Below are 24,712 nucleotides of genomic sequence, written 5' to 3'. Positions count from 1 at the left end.
GCGGCGCCTCAATGAGGACGCGGCTCAGCCCCCCTCCGAACCGGACGTGCACCTTTCAGCGCATCCGGCTCTCCACGACTACGTGTTCCATCACGTTGTTGATCGACTTGGCCACCAGCATGAACGGAGCGATGACAGGGTTTGCACAGCACGATGCGTTTGCGCAGTCGTGCTGCCGGCATGTACCGGGTGAGCCCTGCTTTCTCCATTTCCGCGATCTTTCTGACATGATGGATTTCGCAGGGCAGATCATCTCGACCGCACCGTGCACATTTCTGCGCGTTGAGGCGTTCGACCATTTCGGTCCTGCTGAACACGAACTTTGATGATTGTGGGCGATCGATATCGCTCCATTTTCGCGGTTCGCGCTCTAAGTCCTTCAATTGCCAGATTTTGATCTCTCGGGTTTTCTCTCCAACTTGGAAGCGAACGAAGAAGTCTTGCCCTCTACGCATCTTGGAGAAGATTTCCCTCGCAGACGTTTTGTGCTTTGCCGCGATGGTTTTAACGCAGCTCATCAAGGCAAAGTATCCGCCCTTGTTGAGCTTACGTTTCACATCATCTGCTAGCGCATAATAGTTTGCGAAGCCTCTCCATTCGGCATTGTAGGCCATGACAATTTCGACGTCACTCGCCCATGTCAAAGCGGGGCGTTGGCGGGGACGGAAGGCGTCATAGTCCCCCCATCCTTTGCCATTGACGAACCGGACCACTTTTTCCCTTGGTACATTTAGCTTCAAACGATCTGCCAACCCTCGCCGCAGCACGGGACGACCATAAAAGATCGCCTTGTGCGGATTACGATTGGTCGATGTCCTGACATCATATCCAAGAAACCGCGCTCCATCCGAAGCCTTGTGGATACCGCTCTTTTCGTCCGACACGCTCAATTTCAGGTTTTCGGAGAGGAATGTCCTGACCTCGGCCATGATCTGTCGCGCATCGTCCTTACTACCAATGATGCCGATAAGGAAGTCATCAGCATAACGGCAGTAGCGGAGCCTCTTGTAATTCGGATCGAATGCATCGGTGGCCGGAACGGTTAGCCGTTCCGCTTTCAGCCGACTGATCTCCTCCAGCTTGGATTTGATCTCTGCATCATCCTCGTCTCGATTCAGACGAAGCTGATCCACTTGCTTACGGAGCCGCGTCAGACGATTCATGATCCGTCGGCCTTCGACCGATGGAGCACGGTTCCCGCCCCTATGGTAGGCTGCGATCTTCGATTCCATGTACTCGTCGAGTTCATGGAGGTAGATGTTGGCCAATATAGGAGAGACGATTCCGCCCTGAGGGGTGCCGCTGTAGGTTCGGTGATAAACCCAATCCTCTAGATAACCTGCCTTCAACATCCCACGGATTAAGCCAATGAAGCGGCTGTCGTGGATACGTTTCTCAAGCAGGCCGATGAGGATGTCGTGATCAATGTTGTCGAAGTATCCGACCACATCGACATCGACCAGCCATTTCACCCCTGTCCAAACTGCTCGGATATTTTCCAGTGCAGTGTGACAAGATCGGTTCGGTCTGAATCCATGAGAGTGCTGCGAGAACAGCGGCTCATAGATTTGCTCCAAGAGGATTCGAACAACCTCCTGAACCAAGCGGTCTTCCGTCGTCGGCACACCAAGCGGCCTTTTCTTGCCGTTGGCTTTGGGAATGTACACCCGACGTACTGGTTGCGGACGATAGGTCCCATTCGCCAGCCGTTCGATGATCGAACGTATCTTTTCCGACGTGAAGCCGTCAAAGGTCTGCCCATCAACTCCCGGCGTCATCGCACCCTTATTCTGTGCGATTTTATGGTAGGCTTGCTCCCAAAGGAGCGGAGCTTTCATAAGGCGATAGAGCCCATTGACCCGCCGACCCGATCTAACAATGATCGGGAGCGATCCAACAGCCCTTTTGATAGTATCTGGCAGCATTAGCACACCTCTTCCCAAGGTTTTGGATCGTAGTCGCTGCCGTCCTTCCCCTGATCCGCAGAACTTTCACTTAAGTTGCCCTAAGCTTATATTCTCGACCATCCGATGATTTCGGCTGTCCCGGTCATTACTCCGGGCATTTGAGTACTATGACGGCTCCGTACCCATACAGGTCGTCGGAGAACCGATGCCTGCTTAGGGCATCCCGTAATTACGAAAGCGGGAGATACGATGTGGTTAGGTGCCCCGTTCGTTCACTTACCCCTCCGATGGAGGATGCGCCGAATGGGCTGGCTTTCCCGATATCGGGGTTGGAGGACCTCAACGCCCTGTCCTCTGTCCATTCGGTGTGTCGTGTCAGTCGTTCTACGACACCGCGCCGGTTGTAGGCCGCTGCAAACTAGGGTTCAGGCAGTATAGCTTTCACCATACACATCTTGTCCTGACCCGCCGCATCGTAAACGACTTGGATGCTTTGGGCCTTTTCCGAACATGCTACTTTCCCTCGCCCCTTTCGGAGTTACAATCGTTGCCGATCAAGGTTAGTCCGGCGGACATGAGCTATTCCAGCAAGCTCATTCACTCATCGTGACACTCCCATACTTTCGCCGTTACGGCGCACCGTTGAATACTGTGTAGCCCTTGAGATAAGGGATTGAACGGTCGTCATCTGTGTCCTGATCCTTGGGCGTAAAGGTGCCATACTTGACGACGAGCGATCCACGTACGCCCTTCCGGACTTGACCGCCGAGATCCTTCGCCTGACGATAGGTCATCCAGCTGGTCTCCTCGTAGCCGTTCATCTGTGATGCAATCCAGAGCATGAGAACATTGATGCCGCGATAGGCTTCGCCGCTGGATCGGCGGGGGATGATGGAGGTCGGGCGGGTATTTCCGCGCCAAGGCTGCACCCAGGGTTTGGTGCCGGCTTCCAGCTGCTCGATGATGAGGTCTGTGATGCGCTGATAGGTGTCGCTGACGTTGTTCATGGCCGTCTCCATTCGTTGGTTGACGGCAAGAAACGGAGATAGCCGAGACGAGCCCATGCACCCTTTGGGCCGCAACAGAAGTGGAGGACCGCGAAGCGGTTGCATGGGGGAGAGGCTATCGCAGCTTGTCCGTCAATCAGCCAACGAGTGGGGTGGCCCAAATGTCACTCACCGAAGCTCACAGACTGGCTCTCTGCGCAGAGGGTTGCATCTCTTATCGTTCGCGGTCGTCGGAATCCCGCTCGGGCTGCTTTTGCGCCGATAGTTCCGCAAGCCGGGATGGGTCCGCGGCTATTTTCTGCTCTGGTGACATTCGCTCGACGGCGGGATTATCTGCATTTCTGACCTGATCCGGGCGCGACAGGCGGGAGAAGTCAGAACGTGCCGTAAATGTGATTTCGGTATCGTCATCGGGCAACCGCTCTGGAAGGTCGGCGCGATCGACGGCGACAATCCCGTGGTCGGTAACAAGGCTGGCTACACGTGTATCGTGCCCGAGAACCTGACCTGAAATCTGTTCGCCCGGCCTGGCGGTGCGCACGTTGTGCTCGAAAGCATTCTCACCGCGCATTTCCAAATCGACGAATGCAGCTCTTATGGCTTCCTGCCGGTTTGGATCGATCGCGTCTTCAAAGATATGTTTCATCGCCGGACTGGAGGGATCGTTGGTCGTCGCTATCGACGCTTCGATCATGCGCGGCTTGGTAATGACCGTGAAGTCAACCACATGACCATGTTCGCGACCGATGGCTGTTAGCAGTGCCTCCTGGGCCCGCCCGTTACCTTCCCAGAACGGGTGGATCTCTGGCCAGCTGAACGTATGGGCTTCCAAACGCTTATAAGCCAGAACCATCCCTGTGCCATCCCAGTAGATCAGTTTTAACCGATCGGCCTTGCGCGAGCGGAACACGAATACAGTTCCCGTAAACGGATCCTTGCGCAATTCGTTCTTCACTAGCGACGCTAAGCCGTCGTGGCCTTTACGGAAGTCGACAGGTTTTGTCGCCACCATGATACGCACCCGATTGGCAGGGAAGATCATTTAAGAGCCGCAAGCGCGCTTGCAACAGCGGCAATCCGGGAAGCAGATGCTCCTTCTTCCAGCCGAATGATGACTTCCCCGCAGAATATCTCAACGCGTGAAGATGGTGGCGTCACCGGTTCAATTGCAGGCTCCGCTACTATGATCGCTGCAAATTCCGTATCATCTTCAGGCGAAGGCAAAACAAGCTTCCCCTGACGTGCCAGCGTGCGCCATGAAGACAGATAGTTCGCACGCACGCCATAGCGATCGGCAACTTCCTGCACGCTCACGCCAGGGCGCAAGCTTTCCGAAACAATCCGGGCTTTTAAATCAGCTGGCCACTGGCGATGGCTATCCCGCTTACTCTGATCCATTGAGAGAAACTCCATTCGAGGCTCCATGGAGAAACTCCGTTCTGTCCATTCGCTAACTCTCAATGACAGAACACAAAATCAAATAGAATGTGGGGCCAGAACACCGGTTACCCATCAGATAACTTGGCAATACTGTAAACTTCGCACCGATATTCAAAATGCCCCAACGCGAGGTTATCGTGTCGGGGCTACTCGATACATCTTCGTGTGCCGTTTATGACAAGAAGCTAAAAGGAGATAATCGTTAAGAGAAATTACAGCGGAACCCGCTTGTTTCCTGTGGTTCTCCAAGCTTCACCTGCCTCAGGGACAGGTTTTATTCAATCATGGCTTTGTTCGTATCGACTTTTTCAAAGTGATTTTCCGATAAACGCGCTGAACGTCGTCGCCCTCTCAGTATTTCGATTCGAATAATCGAAATCGAGGGTGCCGGAAATCCAATAACCCTTATCCGCCAGGCCTGAATAGGTAAAAGTCGGTCCTACCCTCCCGCGTTCCGACCTAGCATAATCAGAGTCGGTCAGATTGTAGATGTCATATTGGTGATGGACGCCAACGGCCAGCGTATCCGTCAGCTGATATCCAAACGCGATATCCGCCAGATTGAGCGAAAGGCCTGCCTGCATACGCTTCCGGCCTCCCGTTTCCAGGTCGGTATAATTTTTATCGCGGAAGAGGTAGTTAATATTCGTGGGCGATATGCTTAGTTGCCATTTGTCATAACCAAAGAAGTTATTGACGCTCGCGCTGATGGAATACTGGTTCGCGCCAGCACCGTACCCGCTGGATTTATCCGATCCGTTAGGAAAGTTCATGAATATCGTAGGGCTGATCCACCAGGCTCGATAACCTTCTGTGTTTGGTTTGGCTTTTGTGGCTGCAACCTGATAGTAATATTCGAATCCTAGTTGAGGAGATGTAACACCCCACCGTGAGTCATCACCCTCAAAATCGCTTTTTTGATAACCACCATTAAAACCTAGCCAGAGTTCAACCTGGTCCTGCTTTGTGCCGGTCAGTCCAGTTTCGCTGAACCAGGCCAGCTGGAAAAAATTTGCTGCCGTTTGGCTGCTATTTTCCTTCGTATAGTAAGGCCACAGTTGAAGCGCCCAACCCGGTGTCCCGGGTTGGGCGTTTCCTAAGAAATTTCCTGCGTACGCACCATTTGGAACGAATGAAAGAGCGATCGTTGACATTAGTAAGCCAGCGATGCTCATTTTACGAAAAAGTAGCATAGTGTTCCCCTTCTTATTGGCATACTTGCGTGGACATAGTATTTTTACATTTCGTAGATCAATTTGTGACGTCTATTACGATTTTCCCATGTGAACTCCTGGTGGATTTCATATATTTCCAAGCTTCGATGTATCCATTCATAGGAAATAAGCGGTCTATATTCGGAATAATATTTTTCAAAGTTAGATTTTTATTTACATAATCCACGCCTCTCTGTCTCATTTCTTGATGTTCAACATAGTTGAATACTGAGTACGGTTGGAACGTCACGTTCTTTTGAAACATGTCTCGCAAAGGAAGTTCGGGCGGCTTTGTGTCCAGAGTGCCGTAAAAATAGACATGCGCATCTCGCGCAAAGGCAGGACTGTATTTGGAGATCAGTCCCTCTCCGATTGGATCAAAGGCGACATCAATTCCCTTACCGCCGGTCACCGCCAGAAGTTGTTCGGCAATTGAAGTCCCGTCGCTATCGGTCACGATGACATGAGAAGCGCCTCTTTCCTTCAGATAGGGAACGTTGGAGGGAAACCGTGTCGTGCCGATCATGGTTGCGCCGAGCATGCGGCCTATTTCAAGTGCTGCTGATCCGGCTGTCGACGTTGCAGCGGTAGCGAGAACGAAACTATCCGGCCCAACCTTCGAGACTTCAGCGAGGGGATAATAGGCAGTCAGGTACTGCATCCATATGGATGCGCTTTCTGGGGCCGACAGTCCGGGAGGCGCCCGTGTTATATACCGTGCATCGACAATGAGTGTCTCTGTGCTGGCCCCACGATTGTAATAGAAATAGGGCAAAGTACAGTAGCGGCTTCCGATGGTTATTCCCTCAACCCCGTCGCCGACGGCCTCAACAATGCCGGCCGCCTCAATTCCGACACAAGCTGGAAAATGGTGGAAGCTGAATGAATAATTGTCCACCATCAGATCCATATCACCCCAATTGAGAGCAAATGCCTCAATTCGAAGCCGAACTTCTCCGGGACCTGGTTGCTCAATAGGAACCTTGACTAGTCTCAGTCCCTGATAACCGTCATAACCATTGATGACCCATGCTCTTGCTGTGGCGCCCATATCAGCCCCTCGCCATATGCACGTCGCGCGGAAGCGCGGAGAGGATTTCCGGTCCGTATTCGCGCAGGATCACAATATCCTCTAGGCGGATGCCGAACCGGTCGGGCAGATAGATGCCAGGTTCGATGGAGAAGACCATCCCTTCCTCCAGCACCGTTTCGGAGGTTGCAGTGATATAGGGCGGCTCGTGACCATCGATGCCCATGCCGTGGCCGGTACGGTGCACGAAATATTCGCCATAGCCCGCATCGGCGATGACGTTGCGAGCCGCTGCATCCACCTCGCGCGCCATGACGCCCGGACGAGCTACTTTCAGCGCCGCCTGCACGGCCTTCTCGACGATGGCGTGGATCTCGCCATAACCTTCGGGCGGCATGCCGACGACGGCCATGCGGGTGATGTCAGAAGGGAACCCCTGCTTGCGTCCGCCAATGTCGATCACCACCGCGTCCCCTTCCTGGATAACGCGATCGCTAGCAGAATGGTGCGGGAACGCGCCGTTGCCTCCCGCGCCCACAATCCAGAAGCACGGCTCGGCACCTTCCGACGAAAAATGTGCGCGGATTTCCGCGGCAAGTTCATTCTCGGTCATGCCCGGCCTGATTGCGGTGAATGCCGCTTCCATGGCGCGATCGGCGATGCTGGCATTCATCTTGAGTTTTGCGTATTCATTGCTGTCTTTGCGCATGCGGAGACCGCCGAGCGTTGCGGGCGTAAAATTTCGACACGTATCTGCAGGCAAAGCATCGAGGAGCAGTAGCGCGAAGTCAGCGCGCATCGTTTCATCAAGCGTGACGAGGCCGGGTGCTTCCGCCCCGATGGCCGATAATGCTGCTCGCAAGGCGACGTCGGGGCCTTCATCATCAGCCCAGGTGTAGAACTTGATATTCGTGAATTCCCGGCTGCCTTCCGCATTCAGCGCTGGCATCAGGAAAGCCTCCTTTTCCGGGCCAATGAGCAGCAGGCAGGGGCGCTCGTCGGGATGCGGGTGGAAGCCCAGCACCCAGTCCATGTGAGAACCGGGTGCGACGGCGACGAGGCCCGTACCTGCTTCGGCCATGCGCTGTCGCAGGGCTAGAAGTCGGGAGGCGATCTGTTTTTGCATGGTCTTGTCCTCGTTCACGTAGCTGGAATGATGATGCGGCTGCCGAAGATCGGCTCGTCGTCCGGAAAGGCTTTGAACGCGGCAAGTTCGGCTTCAGAAGGCGATTCACACGAGCCTTTCCGGCTTGGCACCCAGCCGCACTGGCGCTTAAGGATCGCTGCATATTCCGCGCGCTTCAAAGCGGCGATGGACGGATCGATGACCGGCACGCCGAGCTCTTTCTCGATTTCCTTGTAGAAGCCGACCTCCATGGTGCAGCCGAGAATGAGCGCTTCCGCGCCACCTTCCTCCACCGCCTTGCGACCGGCGGCCAGCAGCCGTCGGTTGGTTTCCGCATGATCCTTCTGGAAATCATCGACACCGAGGTCGACATCATAGAAGCCCGCGAGACGTTCCGCGTGGCCATACCCGTGCACGGTGGACTTCATCTGGTGCACCCATTTGCGCCGGCCGACGATGATGCCGAAGCGGTTGGCAAGGCTTGCGGCGATCTCACAGGAGGCAATGCAGGGAGCAGTGACGACCATTTGGTCCGAAATCTCAAGAGCATCGTGTAACGCTGTGTCGTAGAAGCAGCCAATGGCCAGCGCATCGAAACCTTCCCGTGCTGCGGTGCGCACCGCCCGCATGATGCCGCGTGTCACTAATGCCTCATAGGTGCGGAATTCGATATGGGAGAAGCCATAGCTCGCCTTCGGCAAGGCAGCCACGTGGACTTCCGTACCAGGCAGTTTGTGGTCGCGCGCCATGTCGGCAAAGATGGCATCTACTGCATCGTTCGCAGCAAAGGGATTGAGATACATGATCTTGAACGGTTCAGGACTCATATTGCTATTCTCCTTAGTAGTGTCGTTGCGATCCCGACGAAATTGTCGGAGATCAGACCGATCTCTCACTCTCGACTCATAGCTTTCCCGTTCGCGTACAGCCCTGAATTGGCTGATACGCGTCAGAACAAGACCTTGACCGGGAGCGGCTATCCTATCCTGTTTGTCGTCTTCACTCAGGAAGCAGGAATGATGATGCGACTGCCAAAGACGGGTTCGTTGTCAGGGAACGCTTTGAAGGCAGAAAGTTCGGCTTCGGAAGGTGCTTCGCAGGAGCCTTTCCGGCTAGGTACCCAGCCGCACTGGCGCTTGAGAATCGCAGCATATTCCGCTCGCTTCAAAGCGGCGATGGATGGATCAATGACCGGCACGCCAAGTTCCTTCTCAATCTCCTTGTAGAAACCGATTTCCATCGTGCAGCCGAGGATGAGTGCTTCCGCGCCGCCTTCCTCAACCGCCTTGCGACCGGCGGCTAGCAAACGGCGGTTGGTTTCCACATGATCTTTCTGAAAATCATCTACCCCGAGGCCGACATCGTAGAAACCGGCAAGACGTTCCGCATGGCCATAGCCGTGGACGGTCGACTGCATCTGATGTACCCATTTCCGTCGACCGACGATGATCCCGAAGCGGTTGGCAAGGCTGGCGGCGATTTCGCAAGAAGCGATGCAGGGCGCGGTTATGATCATCGAGCCGGAAATCTCGCGCGCATCATGTAAAGCGGTGTCGTAAAAGCAGCCGATCGCCAGTGCATCGAAACCTTCGCGCGCTGCGGTGCGCACCGCACGCATGATGCCGCGTGTCACCAACGCTTCATAGGTGCGAAATTCGATATGGGAGAAGCTGTAGCCGACCTTCGGCAACGCAGCCACGTGTACCTCTGTGCCCGGCAGTTTGTGGTCCCGCGCCATGTCTGCAAAGATCGCATCAACTGCGTCGTTTGCGCCGACGGGGTTAAGATACATAATCTTGAGCGGCTCAGTGCTCATTTTGTTATCCTCCTCTACAGTTTCATGATGATCCCCGTCGATACCGTCGGAGATCAGTTCGATGACTCACACGTTCGATCCATAGATCGCGCGTGCACGTTCCGCCGTTACGTACTCGTTGCGGATGTCTTCGAGCACGAGGGCTGGATCACGTTCTTTCGGATTTCCGAACCCTCCGCCAGCACCCGTGATCACGCGGATCACGTCGTCCTTGTCGACCCTGATGCCGGAGGCGAAGGCGTAGCGCTCCGATTCCCCATTCTTGCGCAGGACGAGCGCATAGTTGGCCGAGCCTTCGTTGCCACCGTCGAGTGACCATGGAACGATGCGCGAGCGAGTATAGCCGAGCGTCAGGAAGGAATCGTCGCGGCGGATGCGGTAGTCGAGCCGGATGCCGCGGCCGCCGGTCCATTTGCCTTCGCCGCCCGGATCGGTGTTCAGCTCCATGCGGTCGACGACGAGGCCGTTGCGTGCCTCGGAGATCTCTGCCGGACAATTGTAGGTCTCGCCGTGCACGCCGGAGAAGATCGCCGAATTGCCGTCGCGCCCTTCCGATGCGCCCCAGCCGCCGATCTGCGGTTCGATGATCGTGTATTGCCGCCCCGTATCGGGATGGATGCCGCCGATGAAGGTGCCGGCGATGGATGAGAAGTGCCCGGCGGGCAGTTTTTCTGGCATGTGCGGGGCAAGGCAGCGCCAGACGAGATCGTAGCCGCGAATGCCGATTTCATAGTAGAAGCCGACGGCCGCCGGCTCCTTCGCATGGAAGCACGACCCCTCGCGCGTTAAAACCTTGAGCGGGCGGAAGGAGCCTTCGTTGGCCGGCGAGGTAGGGTCGGTCAGCGCCTTGAAGATCACCTGCATGCTGACGAGCGTGTCGTCGTAGCCGGCATTCGACGGGCCGCTGTCCTGATCCGGGTTGTCTCGGAGGTCGATGACAAATTCCGTTTCCGATATCGTCACCTTGACGTTGAACATGCGCTCGTCGTCCTGCTCCTCCGTCAGCTCGAAGGTGCCGTGCGGGAGTTTCGCGAGCTCGGCGAGCGCGATCTTCTCGCCATGGTCCATGAAACCTGCCATCGCCGCCTCGAAGGTGGCGACGGTGTATTTCTCCGCAAGCTCGGCAAGGCGCTTTGCACCGATGCGGACGGAGGCGATGGCGGCCCAGAGGTCGCCTTCGAGGAAGTCCGACATGCGAGAATTGACGGTAATGATGTCGAAGATGCCGGGAATCGCCTCGCCCTTCGATATCATCTTGATGGCCGGAAGGCGAAGACCTTCCTGGAAAATTTCCGTCGCATCGGCTGAGAGCGAGCCCGGCGACTTGCCGCCGACGTCCGAATTATGGGCGATATTGGCCGTCCAGGCGATCAACCGGTCGCCGGAAAAGACCGGCATGCAGACGACGAGGTCGTTAAGATGCGTGACGCCGCCGTAGTAGGGGTCGTTGGTGATGAAGACGTCGCCGGGCTGGATGTCGCTTGGTTTGGAGAACTTCTTCAAGAGCACCTTCACCGACTTGTCGAGCACGCCGATGAAGCCCGGAATGCCCGCGCCCGAGGAAGCGAGACGGCCTTCGGCGTCAGTGATCCCCGTGCCCATGTCGAGCACTTCGTAAATAATGGAGCTCATCGCCGTCTTGCGCATGGCCGCGAACATCTCGTCGGCGGTGGCTTGCAGCGAGTTCTGGATGATCTCGAGCGTGATCGGATCGTGGGAAGCTGTCGTCATGTTCCGCACTCCTCAGGCTTTCAAGTGGATGTGAGTGTTACCGAAACCGTCGATCTCGACGCGGTTGCCGGGGTGGATAACAATCGTCGTGCCCGCATCCTCGATGATCGCGGGGCCGCTGAAGGTCATGCCAGGCTCCAGCTTTTCGCCATCGAAGATCGCGGCCGGATGGATGCCTTCCAGCGCATAGTCGACCTTGCGTTGGCCCTTTTGCGCGGCGGAGGCCGGCGTTGCGGAAAGCGGCTTTTCCTGCATCTTAAGCTTGCCGACCTCGGCCGACGCGACCAGGTGGATGCCGACCAGCTCGACGGGGGCGTCGAGGCGGTAGGTATATTCCCGCTCGTAGGTCTCGTGGAACGCGGCCTCGATGGCGGCAAGGCTCGCATCTGTGATCGCGTCCTCGATAAGAACTTCGGTCGTGTGCTCCTGGTTCTGGTAACGGAACTTGCCGTAACGCAGAAACCGGACCTTCGCCGCTTCGACGCCTTCCTCGCCGAATTGCTGGTGGGCCAGCGCCTCGGTTTCGGCGAAGAGCGCCTCAATGGTGGCTGCGGCGCCGGCATTGAGGTCGGCGAGCTTGGTGACGAAATAGTCGCGACGCAGGTCCGACATCATCATGCCCCAAGCCGAGAACACCGAGGCGCCCGCCGGGATGACGACCTTCTTTACGCCCAGTTCCATGCCTAGCGCCACCGCATGCATCGCGCCGCCGCCGCCGAAAGCGACCAGGGTGAAGTCGCGCGGATCGAAGCCGCGATTTAGCGAGACGAGCTTCAGCGCGTTGACCATGTTGTTATTGGCGATGCGCACGATGCCGCGCGCGACGTCATCGGTCGAGACACCGAGTTTCTCGCCGACCTCCGAGAGTGCCATTTCCGTCGCCGCCATGTCCGCGACGACTGAGCCGCCACAGAAATAATCGCGGTTGATGCGGCCGAGCCAGAGATTGGCGTCTGTGGTAGTGGCATTGGTGCCACCGCGACCATAGGCGGCAGGGCCAGGCATGGCGCCGGCCGACTTCGGGCCGACATGCAGCTTGCCGAAGTCGTCGACCCAAGCGATGGAGCCGCCGCCATTGCCGATTTCGACGAGATCGACCACCGGCACCATAATCGGATAGCCGGCGAACGTGCGGTCGCGCTCGATCCAGTAGTCCGTCATTATGCGGACCTGGCCGCTCTCGATCAGCGAACATTTCGCCGTCGTGCCGCCGATATCGAGCGCCAGCACGTTCGGCTCGCCGATCAGCTTGCCGAGTTCGGCCGCGCCCCCAGAAGCCGGAGGCCGGGCCGGATTTCGACCATGGTGATCGGGATTTTCTTCACCGATTCAAGCGAATCCACACCGCAGTTCGACTGCATGACGAAGAGGTTTCCGTCAAACCCCTTGCCGGTAAGGCCGTCGTTGAGACGCGACAGGTAGCGCTCGGCCGTCGGCTGCACATAGGCGGACATGACGGTCGTATTGGTGCGCTCGTACTCACGCCATTCGCGGGTGATTTGGTGCGAGGCGACGGTCGCGATCTCCGGCCAAAGACGTGCGATCTCCGCGATCGTCGCCTGCTCGTGGCTGGGGTTGGCGTAGGAATGCAGGAAACAGACGGCGATCGCCTCGACGTCCTCTGCACGGAAGTCGTCGAGGATGGCTGGCAGGCCCGAAAGGTCGAGCGACTTCATCTCCGTGCCGTGATAGTCGAAGCGCCCAGACAGTTCACGGCGCAGATAGCGCGGCACGAAGGGTTCTGGCTTCTCATAATTCAAGTTGAAGAAGTCCGGTCGGTTGCCGCGGGCGATTTCCAACGAGTCACGAAAACCTTCCGTCGTGATGAGGCCGACTTTGACGCCCTTGCGCTCGGTCAGCGCGTTGATGACGACGGTGGTGCCGTGGGCGAGAAAATCCACGGTCTTCGGATCGACGTCGCCTTTGTCGAGAACGTTCAGAACGCCCTGTTCGAAATTCGGAGGCGTGGTGTCGGACTTAGCCGTCGTGATGCGGAACTGGCCTGTCGCGTGGTCCGTCTCGAAGCAGACGAGATCGGTGAATGTTCCGCCGACATCGGTCGCGACCCGAATGGTCTTCTGGCTCATTGGTTTTTTCTCCCTCTTCTGCCGGTCGTGCAGAAGCATGCAAACGGCGCCGGGCAGTTTCAGCGCGTCGGCGGCTCGGATGCGGTCCTCGGTGTAGTAGTCACGATCATGGAGGCAGTTCAGCGTACCGACGACTTCACCGTCGATGATGACTGGTACGTTGATGACTGACTCGCAGCCCAGTGAAAGGATCAACTCGTGGTCATCAAAAAACTTTGGCGATGTCTTCGATCGTGTTGGCGACAAAGGTGTCTTTGCGGTTCAGCGTGATTTCCGACCATTCGGTTTCGTTATAGGGTTTGGTCCCGGAAACCGGGTAGACGTCGGGCATGCTTGAATAGATGCGTTCCGCCTGCTTGTCGGACGTATCGGCTGTCATGATGGTGAAAAGCTTGGCGCCAACAATGCCTTTCACCAATTGCTCAAGTGCGGCGTAGGCCTTCTCCGGCTGGCTGCCAGCGTCGGCAACAGCGTGTACGAAGGCGGTGAAGTCAGGTATTTCCATTCTGCAGTTGCTCCATAATGTGATCCCGAAGCGCTGCTTCCTCAGAGCTGACGACGGGAACGGCGCCGATTAGCCGGCGCGTGTAGGGGGTTTTCGGGGCGGGTGAAAAATGACGTCGGTCGTGGCAAATTCAACGAGCCGACCTTTCTCGAAGACGGCGACGCGGTCTGCGATGTTACGAACGACGGAGAGATCGTGGGTAATAAAGACGTAGGTTAACCCGCGGCTTTCCTTGAGTGCCTTCAGAAGTTTGAGCACGCGCGCCTGCACTAGAACGTCGAGTGCGGAGGTTGGCTCGTCGAGCACGATGAGCTCCGATTGGCAAGCAAGGGCGCGGGCTATAGCAACGCGTTGGCGCTGACCGCCGGAAAGGGCCGACGGGGCACGGTTGCGAAGCTCTGCCGGCAATCCGACTTCCTCCAGCAGTTCGCCAGTGCGCTTGGCGCGGCCCGCCTTAGCGCCGATATTATGGACATCAAGCGCGAGGCGCAGCGATGCCCCGATTGAACGACGCGGATTGAGCGAGGAGAGCGGATTCTGTTGCACCAGCTGGATAGCCCGGCGATGCTCCTGCGTACGTCTTGCCGGCAGCGCCTCACCCTTGAAGGTGAGGTTGCCAGTGGTCGCGGCGTAGATGCCGAGGATAATGTTGGCGATGGTTGATTTGCCCGAGCCGGATTCCCCGACCACGGCGAGGCATTCGCCCTTTGTGACACTGAAAGAAACGCTATCGAGTGCTTTGACCGTGCCTCCATTGACCTCGAAATTCTTGGAGACGTCGGAAACGGAAAGAATCGTGCTCATTTGAGGAGTTCCTTTTCGCTGAAGCCTTCATGAGCAACTAGTGGGGCGAGGAATTGCGCAGGATCGTCGTCGAGGTCTGGAATGCCGCCGCCGGTGATGCGCGGCACGGCCGAGAGGAGCGCACGCGTATAGGGGTGGCGGGGATCCTCGAAGATCGCGGCGGTCGGGCCCTGCTCGACAATGTTGCCCTTGTAGATGACATAGACCCGGTCCGCGAATTCGCGCACTACGCCGAGATTGTGCGAGATGAAGAGCACGGAGGTGTGGTGTTTCTCGACAAGCTCGGACATCAGCTTGAGCGTCTGCGCCTGCACGGTCACGTCGAGCGCCGTGCCAGGTTCGTCAGCCAGCAGCAACGCCGGATTGTTGGCGAGCGCCATGGCAATCATGACACGTTGGTTCATGCCACCGGAAAGCTGGAAGGCATAGGATTCGAGCACACGCTCCGGGTCATGGATCGCAACGTCTGCAAGTGCTGCAAGGGCCTTGCGGCGAGCCGTCTCGTAATTGATGTTAGGTTCTGTGCGTTGCAGGACTTCCCGAAACAGCGTGGATATCTTGTAGACCGGATTCAGCGACGAGGTCGGGTCCTGAAAAATCATCGACATGGCGGTACCGCGCAGCGCATGGCGCGAAGCGGATTTTAGCGTTTCGAGGTCAATGCCTTCGAATTCAACCGTGCCGGAGATGTGAGCTGTGCGCAGGTGCTGAAGCATGCCCAGCACAATGCGCGCTGTCACAGATTTGCCGGAACCGGACTCGCCGACAAGGGCGACACGCTCACCTCTGCGGATATGCAGAGAGATGCCGTGCAGCACGTCGATCATCCCGGACCACGTCTTGAAGCCGAGCCGGAGGTTATCGATCTTGAGTGTAGGGGCCGTCATTGATCCACTCCCAGGAATTCACGCAACGCGTCGCCGATCAGGTTGAATCCGAAGACGGCGATCAGGATGGCAAGGCCAGGGAACACGGTGAGCCACCAGCTGTCTGGAAGGTACTTCGCACCTTCTGCAACCATGGAGCCGAGGTCGGGTGTCGGCGGCTGAACGCCAAGACCGAGAAAAGACAGCGAGGAGGCAATGAGAATGACGAAACCGAAGTCGAGCGTCATCTTGGTGATGACTGAGGGAACGCAGTTCGGCAATATCTCGCGGAACATGATATGCCGTTTCGAGGCGCCGATCACCTCCGCCGCCAGCACATAGCCCTCTTCTTTCTCAGAACGGGCGATATTGTAGACAAGGCGGGTGTACCAGGGCCACCACATCACGGTCACCGCGATCATACCATTGGTAAGGGTTGGCTCGAGGAGGCCCATGACCGACATGGCGAGCACCAGTGGCGGTATTGACAGGAAGACGTCCGTAAGCCGCATCAGCAAATATTCAGTCCAGCCGCCAAGATAGCCAGCAGCAAGACCGATGGCGACGCCGACCGGAACGGCGATGATGAGCACGACAATGCCGAGGATCAGCGAGATCCGGTAGGCATAGACGACGCGGGTGAAGAGGTCGCGACCAACGAGATCTGTGCCGAATATATTCGGCCAGTGTGGAGGTTGGTTGAAGTTGGCGAAGTCCACCACAGCGCCGACATGTTCAGGGAAGGGCGTGATGAAATCGGCGAAAATCGCCGAGAACACTACGATTCCGACGAGCACCAGCCCGATCAGCGACAGAGGATTGGCGGCGAGGATGACGAGGGTCTTCTTCATGACGCTCTCTGCGAAAGGCGGATGCGTGGATTTACGATAGAAACCAGCAAGTCCACGACGATGTTGACGATGAGGAACATGGCCGAGATGACCAGAACGGTTCCCACGATGGCGTTAAGGTCCTTACGCAGGATCACGGCCACGCCGTAGCGCGACAGGCCGGGCCAGGCATACACGGCTTCAACAAGGAAGGCGCTGCCCAGCATGGCGGCAAAATCGAGACCAATAATGGTAAGAGAAGGGATCAGAGATGGTCGGAAGGCATAGCGTCGAGCGATGCGCTTTTCCGGGAAGCCATATGCCTCTGCCATCTCCATGTAAGGCCGTTCGTAAGTCTCGACCATGTTCGATCGCACGAGGCGGGCGGCCTGTCCGATACCGGAAAGGGCAAGAGCGAAGGCAGGGAGGACCAAGTGCCAGACGGCATCTGCAAACGCTTTGAGATTGCCGGCAAGCAGCGTATCGATCAGCATGAAGCCGGTTACATTCTGCACAGCGATACTGTCTGAGAGCCGACCCGCAATCGGAAAAAGCCCTATGAAGTAGGAGAAGACGAGCATCAGCACGACTGCCCAGACGAAGGCGGGCGCGGAGACACCAAGCATAGTCACCAGCCGAATAGCGTGATCTATCCATCTTCCGCGGTAATGGGCTGACAAGACCCCGAGTGGAAGGCCGATGCCGATCATCATCAAACCTGCGACCATGACCAACTCCAGCGTTGCGGGCAGAAACTGGGCGATGTCGGTCGTAACAGGGCGATTTGTGTACAGCGAGATGCCAAGATTGCCGTGCATAAGATCGGCAAGAAAATAGCCGTACTGGACGAAGAAGGAAGCATCGAGATGCAATTTATCCCGCAGGGCGGCAATTGCTTCGGGCGTCGCGTTTGGTCCGAGCGCGATGCGCGCCGGGTCGCCGGGAATTACCCGAGCGATAGCAAATATCAGCACTGATACCCCTATGAGAACAAGCAAAGAGGTACCTAGCCGCTTCGCTAGGAGGCGGATGAACGGTGACATAATCAAATTCCGGTTGAAAGGCGGGGCCGCTAATGAACGACCCGGGTTTCGTCGGTAACTACTGCTTCATTTCCATCAGGCGGAAACTCATGCCGAACCCGGCTAGCGCGAAGGCCTTGGACGGATCAGTCAGCGCCGGAACCAAGACTTTGTCAGAAGCGGCGAAGACTGAAATCTGATCCTGAGCGAAAATCGAGGGGGCGATTGCGAGCAGCCGCCTATTGAGATCTTCATAGATCTTGGCACGCGCTGCTTCATCAAGTGTTGTACGAGCCTTCTCCAGCAGAGCGTCGACTTGTTCATCTTTCAGATGTTCTGGCGACATCCAGGTGCCCGCAGCGCTCGAATGATACATGTTAGATAGGAGAGTATCCGGATCACCCGTCATCGTGTTCACGAAGACCTGCGAGACAACGGGTGTACGTTCGGCCTTTGATACCTGATCGGAGAATAGAGCCCAAGGCACCTTGCTGACTTTCGCCTTTATACCAATCTGCGAGAGATTGGCCTGCAGAAGGAGTGCGAACCGCTCCTCTATTGGAACCTCACCCGTCCAGGATATATCGATATTCATATCCTCGGGCTTATATTTGCACGCGCTGAGATATTCTTTCGCCTTGGTGAGGTCCTGCTTGAGGGGTTGTTCATTGGGAAGAGCTCCCAACATGCCGACCGGGAGTGGTCCGGTAGCAGGACTGCCCAGGGAAACATTGTCTGTGATGGCCACCATCTTAACGCCCGTGCCATAATCAAAGGCGTAGCTGACTGAGAGGCGGCAGTTAACGTCGTCGAAAGGAGGCTTCGTCGTATTCAGCTTGATATAAAACCCGGACGTTCCCCTTTCTGTGAGCAATTGGGCTCCATCGGCAGCGAGCGACTTGAGTACTTCCGGAGGCAGCCATTGCGAGGAGATTTCGTGCTCGCCCTGCGCAATCAACGTGCGCACAGTGGCTGCTTCCAGGCCATAGCGCAGACGCACCTTATCTGGCGCTGTAGCGGGTACTCCGAGAAAATAAGCCGGGTTCTTGGCCATTACCGTCTCTTCTTGCGGATTGTGCGAAATGACGGTGTAAGCACCACTGCCAGCAGCATGGTTCGAAAGAAATGCCTGGCCCCAGTCCTTCATAGGACCATTGCCATCCCCCAGATTGGCCATTACGAGTTTCTTGTCGACAATAGGCAGACGCGTGAGTGCCGAAATGAAAGGGGCATAGATTTCTTTCAAGGTGAAACGGACAGTTGAAGCATCTATCGCCTCTGCCTTTTCCACTTTGTCGAAGAGGTATGACAGCCCTTGGCCAAGGGCGCGCATGCGATCAAGCGAAAAGACGACATCATCTGCGGTAAGCGGATTTCCGCTCTGAAATTTTACATCGTCGCGCAATCTGAACGTAAAGACCTTGCCGTCAGTGCTTTCCCATGATTCAGCAATAAACGGCTCATAGCCAGGCTTTCCCTGTTTGGGAACTACCAGTGCATCATAGATGTTGAACATCAGAATGGAGTCGGCGTAATCTGAAGCCTTGGCGGGATCGAGTTCGCCAACGGGCGACTCATCAAGCCTGAGTACGGTGTCTGCGGTCGCTTGATTCTGGATAGATGTAGTGGCCAAAAATGCGGCCAATAACAGTTTGATGCCAGATCTCATTTTGAGTTCCCCTATTTGTTATTATTTTGGTGCACCACGTCGGTTGACAGCTCTTGTTACAGCAAGGACATTTTCCGAACCGGTCCCCTGATTTTCGTCACCGAACACGTCCATTGTGCATGTGTGAAAAACGATCGTCGTGTCGCCTGTATGATTCCAGATAACGTGTGTCTGGGAGGACGGGAAATGTGCGGTATCGCCCTCGTTCAGGATCGTAATTTCGCCTTCCAGCTCAAGCGTCAACGAACCGCGAACGATGTAATAGATCTCTTCCCCCTCATGAGATGTCGGTTCACTTCGAAAGCCCGGAGGTTCGTGGATCAATGTCGAGCGCAGAATATTGCCGGGAAAGGCCGCCGATAACCTCTCGTAAGTAACATCTTTTCCCGTCAATGAGCCGAGGCCATAAAGCGGTCTATTATCTCGACGTGTAATCGGCCCCTGAGGCTGAGACTTCTGGAAAAAGGTTCCCACATCGACGTCAAGCACCCGGCAAACGGCAACCAGTGAAACGAGGGAAGGCACGGCAATACCGCGCTCGATTTGAGATATGAATCCTACTGACAGTTCTGCTTGATCTGCAACTTCCTGAAGCGTTAGTTTCAACGCCTTTCGGCGGCTACGTAAACGCTTTCCTAGCGGCTGTTGATCAGCCTCGATAATTTTGGCGAGATCGCTCATTGTCCCTCTTTTTTAGTATTTATTCAAAATACAACCCACTTAGCGAGTCATGTCAACATTTTTTTAGCATGACTTCAATTTTAATATAGAGGTCGGCCGCCTTTGAGCTACTCAAATGGCACTGCATATTCGCAATCCGGAGGCCGATAGGCTCGCGCGCGAGCTTGCGCGCATTGACCGCACAAGCATCACCGATGCTGTAATCGTCGCCCTTCGTGAAACCGTCCGTAACCGGATGAACCAGGAGAAGCCATGGGAGACGGCACAAAAGATCCTTGCCAAACATGGCCGATCTTTTCCGCCAGATCGAAAGCCCGTTCCTCCAGAAGCCTATCACGAGCTTGACCACGATTTGACGGGTGACGAATAGTTAGCGTCAACAGGCACCGCTGTGCCAAAAATCCCGATGCCAAAAACCCGTTGTGAGGTACGCCTTTTCCGGATCGCGAACGCCTTTATTATTTCCAGGGCAGAGTATCGTGACAAAAAAGGCAAAATATCTGAAACCAGTTAAATTTGACATGTTTGTTTTCAATGACTTAGAATAACATCAAGGGCCAAAATTCGTGTCACTAGACATTACCGGCGATTTCGGCGAACCGTTCGACCGACGATCCGCGCAAAATTTCGGGATTCCGGATCGGTCTAAAGGCTTCATCCAAGCCCATCTCGATACGCGAGCCGTGTAGGAACGAGGTTCCGCCTTTCGACAGATTGCCAATTAACTCCACTCTCTGGCCATCGACAACGGGGCTTTCATTGCGCGTATGGCCGGCCCCTTCATAAATGTCTTGGAAAATATGACCATGAATGGCCTTCAGATGTTGCGCGTCGAGAGCCCTTTCGGGCCGTCTCCTTCGGCAATTTCAGCCGTCCGGAATGCTGTCACGCGATATTCTTCGACACGTAGTTCCTTATGAGAGCGGATTCCGAGTTTGTTGCGCAGCAGATCCCTGCGATCGGGATCGTCCGATATGTTCGGATAGGTATAGGAGCCTTTAGGTTCCGTTTCAGCCATGGCGAAGACCAATAAAAAGCCGCCTGCCCTGGGCAGGCGGCATCAAACTAAAAATAATGAGGTTGAACTACTGCGGTTTGCGGACTACGCGATCTCTGTATTCGTCACGCGTGATATCGCCGGCGACATAGGCCGCTGTTGCCTCTTCCAACAGTGGATCGTGGATATAGCCCTGTCGCATATTTGCGGCGCGCGCCTGGTCCGTAGCTTTTTTGCGCCTGGCAACAGCTTCCGGAGATCGATCCGGACGGGGGGCATGAACGTTCATCTTCAAAACTCCTGTTGCAGTTAACGCTAGCACAAAAGGCGACCAAAATCCAGAAAACAAAGGGATTTTCGCGACTTTCGGTGCGTTGCGCCCGGCACTTGGCCGGGCGCTATTGGACTATCAACTGCGCGGATCCCATTCGAGAACGGCCTGAAGGCTTGGGTCGTCCTGTCCGCCGAAACGGCCGAGGTTGGCGTTGTAGTTCAGGCGGCGGATCGAGAGATTGCGCTTGAAGCCTTCGCCATCAGCTTTTGCCCTTTTCCAGATCCCGCCAACCTCGATATTGAAGCCACGCGGGGACTTGGCGAAAACGCGGTGCGTCGGAGCGTCCGGGTTTTCCGAGTTGAAGGGCACGACCTCGATGTCGATGTCGTCGGTCAGCGTCGAGATGCGGCCTTTGCCGGATGCGGTGTCGAGGTCTTCGCTGTCGAACTGGATGAAGTTGGTGATTTCGTTGGCCATGGTATTCACTCCTCTATGTGGTTGCGATGATCGTTCACTGGCACGGCGGTAAGCGGTGTTGCACCCTTGGGCCGGAGCGCAGCGGAGGAAGCCGAGGGCCGAAAAATTTGTCGCGCGAGGAGCCGTAGGCGGGGAAATTTCAGGCTTCCGGCTTTGCGGCAACCGCGTCGACGTGCGAACGAGCGTCAAAAGCAACCGAATTAGAGGTGTGTTCTATACGCCAATATGGCAATTCATCTCGTCGAAATAGACCGTAGACACAATACCGCAATTATCACGCATGGTAGCCGGATACAGCGCATTTACAACAGTATTCGTGTAATCTTGGCAATTTTGGATAACCGGATCGGTTCTCTACGCTTATCATCCTATAATGCCAATATGGCTATGCACGGGCGGACTTATCTGGAGGCATGGACCGTTGATAGAGATGCGAGCGCTCTACGTCCTCCGCCCAGATTAAAAGCAACCGCTCGCGTGCTACATTCTCGGCATGCCCATATTCGACAATGTCGAGGCTGTGGTTTCGCGGCAAGTAGCGTAACATCGCTTCAGCCTGATCGGTGAGCAACCAGGCTGCATGACCACGTCTTGCCGCTCAAGAAGCCGCTCTCCTCCCTTTCGCAAGCGTCGATTGCGGCCATAAGGCCACCGCTGCGGCGAAAACGTAGCGAAAGATCATTGCATTGCTTCCGTTCCATGACGGGCAGCAAGCCCGAAAACCGATCGCGTCAGATGCAATTCGCCAGCGGCCGCGCGCGCTGTCATGGCGCGCAAATAGCCGCCCGGCGATTTCACTTGCCTCTCGTCGAACTTCTGCAGCGTGATCGCGATGGCAATAGCGGCGGCTTGTTCTCCCATCTGATCGACAGCGCGGCGGCGTGCATCTTCGGAAATGCCCGCCATGCGGCAAATTTGCGGGGCGAGCCGGGCCAATTCAGCCCAGGTGCGGGGGCGCGATACTCCGTAAGTCGTCAGTGCCGGTAGTGCCCGTAACAGATCTTGCAGGGCCACTAACGCTTGTGGGGAGTAATGCGGTTGATTGACCTGGCTCGAATTGCGCCTCAAGCTTTTCTCAAGAGCTTTCTTACCGGCGAAGCCGGTTTTAGGGAAACTGAGTTGTTCGGCGTATCCCGAACGCATTTCATCTTTACAATATCCAAGGGAATAGGGGTTTGTAATCTGTTTGTGCATGTCGTTTTCGACATATGGGCGTGTCGAATCTTCGTTTCTAGCGGAAGGCTGCTCACCGTGAGGCAGCTGCATTACCCTCTCGACGATCCATTCGATTAAGCCTGTTGCGCGACGAAGAACGGTACTGGATGCTTTGGTCGCGATGCCTACGGCATCAAGAACACGCGCGAAACGCTGCTCGATCATGGCGCGCAGCCGCGCGGGCAGATCCTCGACAGAGGCGAGCGCGTAACGCAGATTGCGAACGGCGCCGCGATAGCGGCGCAGGTTCGCATCGAGTGATTTCTTTTCCGCCTTTGCCTGCCGAACCATTCCATCGAGCTCCGCGAAGCGGGCAATCAGAACGCGCAGATCAATACCGCAAGCGTCGGCAATACTGCCGTCCGCATTACGGACCGGATAACGTTTATAGTTACCGCTATCCTGCATGGTAATAACACAGGCATCAAACAGCCGGGACAACACACGGCTGACACGTCCCTCGGATCGCCCGATTTCGAACGCAAGCGCAGCGTTGGATTTGAACACGATCGGTCGGCCACCTTTGTCATAGCACTCTGCTGGAGCCGTATTGATCAGTACAACAAGCAAGTGCGCTTCTGTGCCATTGATGAGGCCAAGGCAAGGGAGTGACTGCGCAAGTCCGATCAGTTGGCCGCGTGTCACCGTTCCAATTTCCGCAGTCTGAGCCAGCCGTCGAAACTCTGTTCGTTGTGGTGTCTGTTTGCGGCCAACCTGCCGGGTGGGCTGTAGGGTTTCCTCCATCTTCCTCGTCTCCTTAGTGGGGACCAGGCAAAGCTTTCCCGTTCGCCGATAAGCGTTTCTTATTGACTTTGGAAGTTGGGAGTGCGACTTTATTTTTACGGAATATTTGAAATTTGCACCCCGCTTCCGGATTTTTTTGGGAGCGGTTTTCCTTTTTTTACCCGGTCACATTCTCCTCAAAATTTGGTATTCGACAGCAAGGAATGTTACCGATTTGGTTCATTCAGACAACCCAAAAACAGACGTTCTGCCTGTAAAGTGCGCCGTAGAGGCCAATATCTCTAGAATTGAGGACCAGAATTTCCCTTATAAGTCATCCAGCCGGTATTCCTATATTACCTTTTAAGTAACATGGATCAAACTTATCCGTTCTATTAACCAAAGCCATCTCGCCTCTCTTTATGGGCCTCCGGCAACCCTACAGCGCGATATGAGCGCGCGGGTGCCTCCGGCCGGCGGCGTTCGCTACGCTCTCACCGCAAATGGCACACTAAAATTGTTTGAAGATCCAAAACGGATTAACCCAAGATCAGGATTCTATTGAAGGGTCTTCGATGTTTTCAAATAAGCGACGAGTTGGAATCTGGATTCAAGGCAATTATATTTTCGGCGTTCAAAGCGGATGGAGACGTGACCAGATTGGGTTGAACGGCCCCGGTGTCTTTGGGAAAAGCACCGGGGTTTTAGTTCCTTCTGCCGACTCCGCGTGTTGCGCGCTGCAACGAGTGAGCGATAGCTCAAATAGTGTGACCGAGGCACAGTTTCCAAAAGTCGGATATCGTTTGGATAAAGCGACAATTTGTAAAATCGATTTTCAGTGCTAGCTTTCTTGACGACGGCCCGTTCATTCTAAGGGGAGATTAACAAGATGAAATCACATTCAATGGATCGGCTTTTAGCCGCTGAGAGTGTTCGCGCTCGTATCGTATTCCTCATGATATGAGTCCCATCATGAAAAAAAGCGATCAGCAGGTTTATGGTGAGATCTGCCATGCAGTCCACGTTGACCGGAAATTGAAGGAGCCGTTTACCGCAAAAGACATAAGACGATTTTGTCCGCAATGGCCATATACACGTCAATTCAGATTTCTAGCGGAAAACTGCACTGAGAAACTCTGTGAAGACGCCGCCCTTTTTGTTCGTGTCAGTCGTGGCCAATATCGCCTTCTGGTCCGGGAAATTGAAGTATCCATCAATGAATCAAGCCACTGATGACGATGATTGCCTATGCCTTTCTGCAACATCAGCGCCGGCACCAGGCAAAGCGGGA

23 protein-coding genes and 2 pseudogenes are annotated in these 24,712 nt (G+C 55.6%); 2 read left to right on the top strand and 23 right to left on the bottom strand.

The window, feature by feature from the left end; all coding sequences use genetic code 11:
- Positions 1-8 precede the first annotated feature (8 nt).
- The 19 genes and pseudogenes from ltrA to C9380_RS25380 form a co-directional block, all read right to left on the bottom strand.
- Positions 9-1,838 carry a group II intron reverse transcriptase/maturase gene (ltrA, locus tag C9380_RS25470; protein ID WP_128095067.1) on the bottom strand — a complete coding sequence of 610 codons (1,830 nt, stop codon included), beginning with the start codon at positions 1,836-1,838 and terminating at the stop codon, positions 9-11.
- Between the two features lie 710 nt (positions 1,839-2,548).
- Positions 2,549-2,914 (bottom strand): annotated as a pseudogene (locus C9380_RS25465) (ArdC-like ssDNA-binding domain-containing protein); the annotation flags it as partial.
- Between the two features lie 214 nt (positions 2,915-3,128).
- Positions 3,129-3,926, bottom strand: coding sequence for an IS66 family insertion sequence element accessory protein TnpB (gene tnpB / locus C9380_RS25460; protein WP_151081326.1), 798 nt, complete (start codon positions 3,924-3,926; stop codon positions 3,129-3,131).
- Positions 3,927-3,952: 26 nt separating this feature from the next.
- Positions 3,953-4,312 (bottom strand): IS66-like element accessory protein TnpA, encoded by a 360-nt coding sequence (tnpA, locus tag C9380_RS25450; RefSeq protein WP_128095066.1) that lies wholly within the window; start codon positions 4,310-4,312, stop codon positions 3,953-3,955.
- A 350-nt stretch (positions 4,313-4,662) separates the two neighbouring features.
- A complete protein-coding gene (locus C9380_RS25445) occupies positions 4,663-5,547 on the bottom strand; it encodes a hypothetical protein (RefSeq protein ID WP_128095065.1) in 885 nt (294 codons plus the stop codon).
- Positions 5,548-5,605: 58 nt separating this feature from the next.
- Positions 5,606-6,619 (bottom strand): zinc-binding dehydrogenase, encoded by a 1,014-nt coding sequence (locus C9380_RS25440; protein WP_128095064.1) that lies wholly within the window; start codon positions 6,617-6,619, stop codon positions 5,606-5,608.
- A gap of 1 nt (position 6,620) precedes the next feature.
- A complete protein-coding gene (locus tag C9380_RS25435) occupies positions 6,621-7,724 on the bottom strand; it encodes a M24 family metallopeptidase (RefSeq protein ID WP_128095063.1) in 1,104 nt (367 codons plus the stop codon).
- Between the two features lie 14 nt (positions 7,725-7,738).
- Positions 7,739-8,551, bottom strand: a complete 813-nt coding sequence (locus C9380_RS25430; RefSeq protein ID WP_128095062.1) for an aspartate/glutamate racemase family protein — start codon at positions 8,549-8,551, stop codon at positions 7,739-7,741.
- A gap of 176 nt (positions 8,552-8,727) precedes the next feature.
- On the bottom strand, positions 8,728-9,540 hold the full coding sequence (locus C9380_RS25425; RefSeq protein ID WP_128095061.1) for an aspartate/glutamate racemase family protein: 813 nt from the start codon (positions 9,538-9,540) through the stop codon (positions 8,728-8,730).
- Positions 9,541-9,606: 66 nt separating this feature from the next.
- Positions 9,607-11,271 (bottom strand): hydantoinase B/oxoprolinase family protein, encoded by a 1,665-nt coding sequence (locus C9380_RS25420; RefSeq protein WP_128095060.1) that lies wholly within the window; start codon positions 11,269-11,271, stop codon positions 9,607-9,609.
- Between the two features lie 12 nt (positions 11,272-11,283).
- Positions 11,284-12,501: a hydantoinase/oxoprolinase family protein gene (locus C9380_RS28095; protein ID WP_252869898.1), complete on the bottom strand. Its 1,218-nt coding sequence runs from the start codon at positions 12,499-12,501 to the stop codon at positions 11,284-11,286.
- 14 nt (positions 12,502-12,515) lie between these two features.
- Entirely contained in the window at positions 12,516-13,553 is a 1,038-nt protein-coding gene (locus C9380_RS28090; protein ID WP_252869897.1) for a hydantoinase/oxoprolinase N-terminal domain-containing protein, read from the bottom strand.
- 10 nt (positions 13,554-13,563) lie between these two features.
- Positions 13,564-13,863, bottom strand: a complete 300-nt coding sequence (locus tag C9380_RS25410; RefSeq protein ID WP_217284127.1) for a hypothetical protein — start codon at positions 13,861-13,863, stop codon at positions 13,564-13,566.
- A gap of 69 nt (positions 13,864-13,932) precedes the next feature.
- Positions 13,933-14,667, bottom strand: a complete 735-nt coding sequence (locus tag C9380_RS25405) for an ATP-binding cassette domain-containing protein (RefSeq protein WP_252869896.1) — start codon at positions 14,665-14,667, stop codon at positions 13,933-13,935.
- Entirely contained in the window at positions 14,664-15,554 is an 891-nt protein-coding gene (locus tag C9380_RS25400; RefSeq protein WP_128095059.1) for an ABC transporter ATP-binding protein, read from the bottom strand. Before C9380_RS25400 ends, C9380_RS25405 begins: the two co-directional genes overlap by 4 nt.
- Positions 15,551-16,384, bottom strand: coding sequence for an ABC transporter permease (locus C9380_RS25395; RefSeq protein ID WP_128095058.1), 834 nt, complete (start codon positions 16,382-16,384; stop codon positions 15,551-15,553). The genes C9380_RS25400 and C9380_RS25395 overlap by 4 nt, the downstream gene beginning before the upstream one ends.
- Positions 16,381-17,406, bottom strand: coding sequence for an ABC transporter permease (locus C9380_RS25390; RefSeq protein WP_128095057.1), 1,026 nt, complete (start codon positions 17,404-17,406; stop codon positions 16,381-16,383). Before C9380_RS25390 ends, C9380_RS25395 begins: the two co-directional genes overlap by 4 nt.
- Positions 17,407-17,464: 58 nt before the next feature.
- Entirely contained in the window at positions 17,465-19,054 is a 1,590-nt protein-coding gene (locus C9380_RS25385; protein ID WP_113731495.1) for an ABC transporter substrate-binding protein, read from the bottom strand.
- 21 nt (positions 19,055-19,075) lie between these two features.
- Positions 19,076-19,735 carry a helix-turn-helix domain-containing protein gene (locus C9380_RS25380; RefSeq protein ID WP_128095056.1) on the bottom strand — a complete coding sequence of 220 codons (660 nt, stop codon included), beginning with the start codon at positions 19,733-19,735 and terminating at the stop codon, positions 19,076-19,078.
- A gap of 115 nt (positions 19,736-19,850) precedes the next feature.
- Here C9380_RS25380 and C9380_RS25375 point away from each other — a divergent pair, with 115 nt between their 5' ends.
- Positions 19,851-20,105 (top strand): type II toxin-antitoxin system VapB family antitoxin, encoded by a 255-nt coding sequence (locus C9380_RS25375; protein WP_162792733.1) that lies wholly within the window; start codon positions 19,851-19,853, stop codon positions 20,103-20,105.
- 205 nt (positions 20,106-20,310) lie between these two features.
- On the opposite strand, the pseudogene C9380_RS25370 reads toward C9380_RS25375, so the two are convergent.
- From C9380_RS25370 to repC, 4 genes and pseudogenes are all read right to left on the bottom strand, one after another.
- Positions 20,311-20,753 (bottom strand): annotated as a pseudogene (locus C9380_RS25370) (Fic/DOC family protein); the annotation flags it as partial.
- Positions 20,754-20,820: 67 nt separating this feature from the next.
- The gene (locus C9380_RS25365; RefSeq protein WP_128095055.1) at positions 20,821-21,021 is read right to left on the bottom strand and encodes an antitoxin VbhA family protein; all 201 of its coding nucleotides are present in this window, start codon (positions 21,019-21,021) and stop codon (positions 20,821-20,823) included.
- Between the two features lie 120 nt (positions 21,022-21,141).
- A complete protein-coding gene (locus tag C9380_RS25360) occupies positions 21,142-21,483 on the bottom strand; it encodes a DUF736 family protein (protein ID WP_128095054.1) in 342 nt (113 codons plus the stop codon).
- Between the two features lie 678 nt (positions 21,484-22,161).
- The gene (repC, locus tag C9380_RS25355) at positions 22,162-23,442 is read right to left on the bottom strand and encodes a plasmid replication protein RepC (protein ID WP_128095053.1); all 1,281 of its coding nucleotides are present in this window, start codon (positions 23,440-23,442) and stop codon (positions 22,162-22,164) included.
- Positions 23,443-24,393: 951 nt separating this feature from the next.
- On the opposite strand from repC, the gene C9380_RS25350 reads away from it, so the two are divergent.
- Positions 24,394-24,654: a hypothetical protein gene (locus C9380_RS25350; RefSeq protein WP_128095052.1), complete on the top strand. Its 261-nt coding sequence runs from the start codon at positions 24,394-24,396 to the stop codon at positions 24,652-24,654.
- The last annotated feature ends 58 nt before the right edge of the window (positions 24,655-24,712 follow it).

It is taken from the genome of Brucella pituitosa, from assembly GCF_003049685.1.
Lineage (GTDB): Bacteria > Pseudomonadota > Alphaproteobacteria > Rhizobiales > Rhizobiaceae > Brucella > Brucella pituitosa.
Note: the sequence above shows the minus strand (reverse complement) of the source record. Positions and strands in the feature narration are given on the sequence as shown.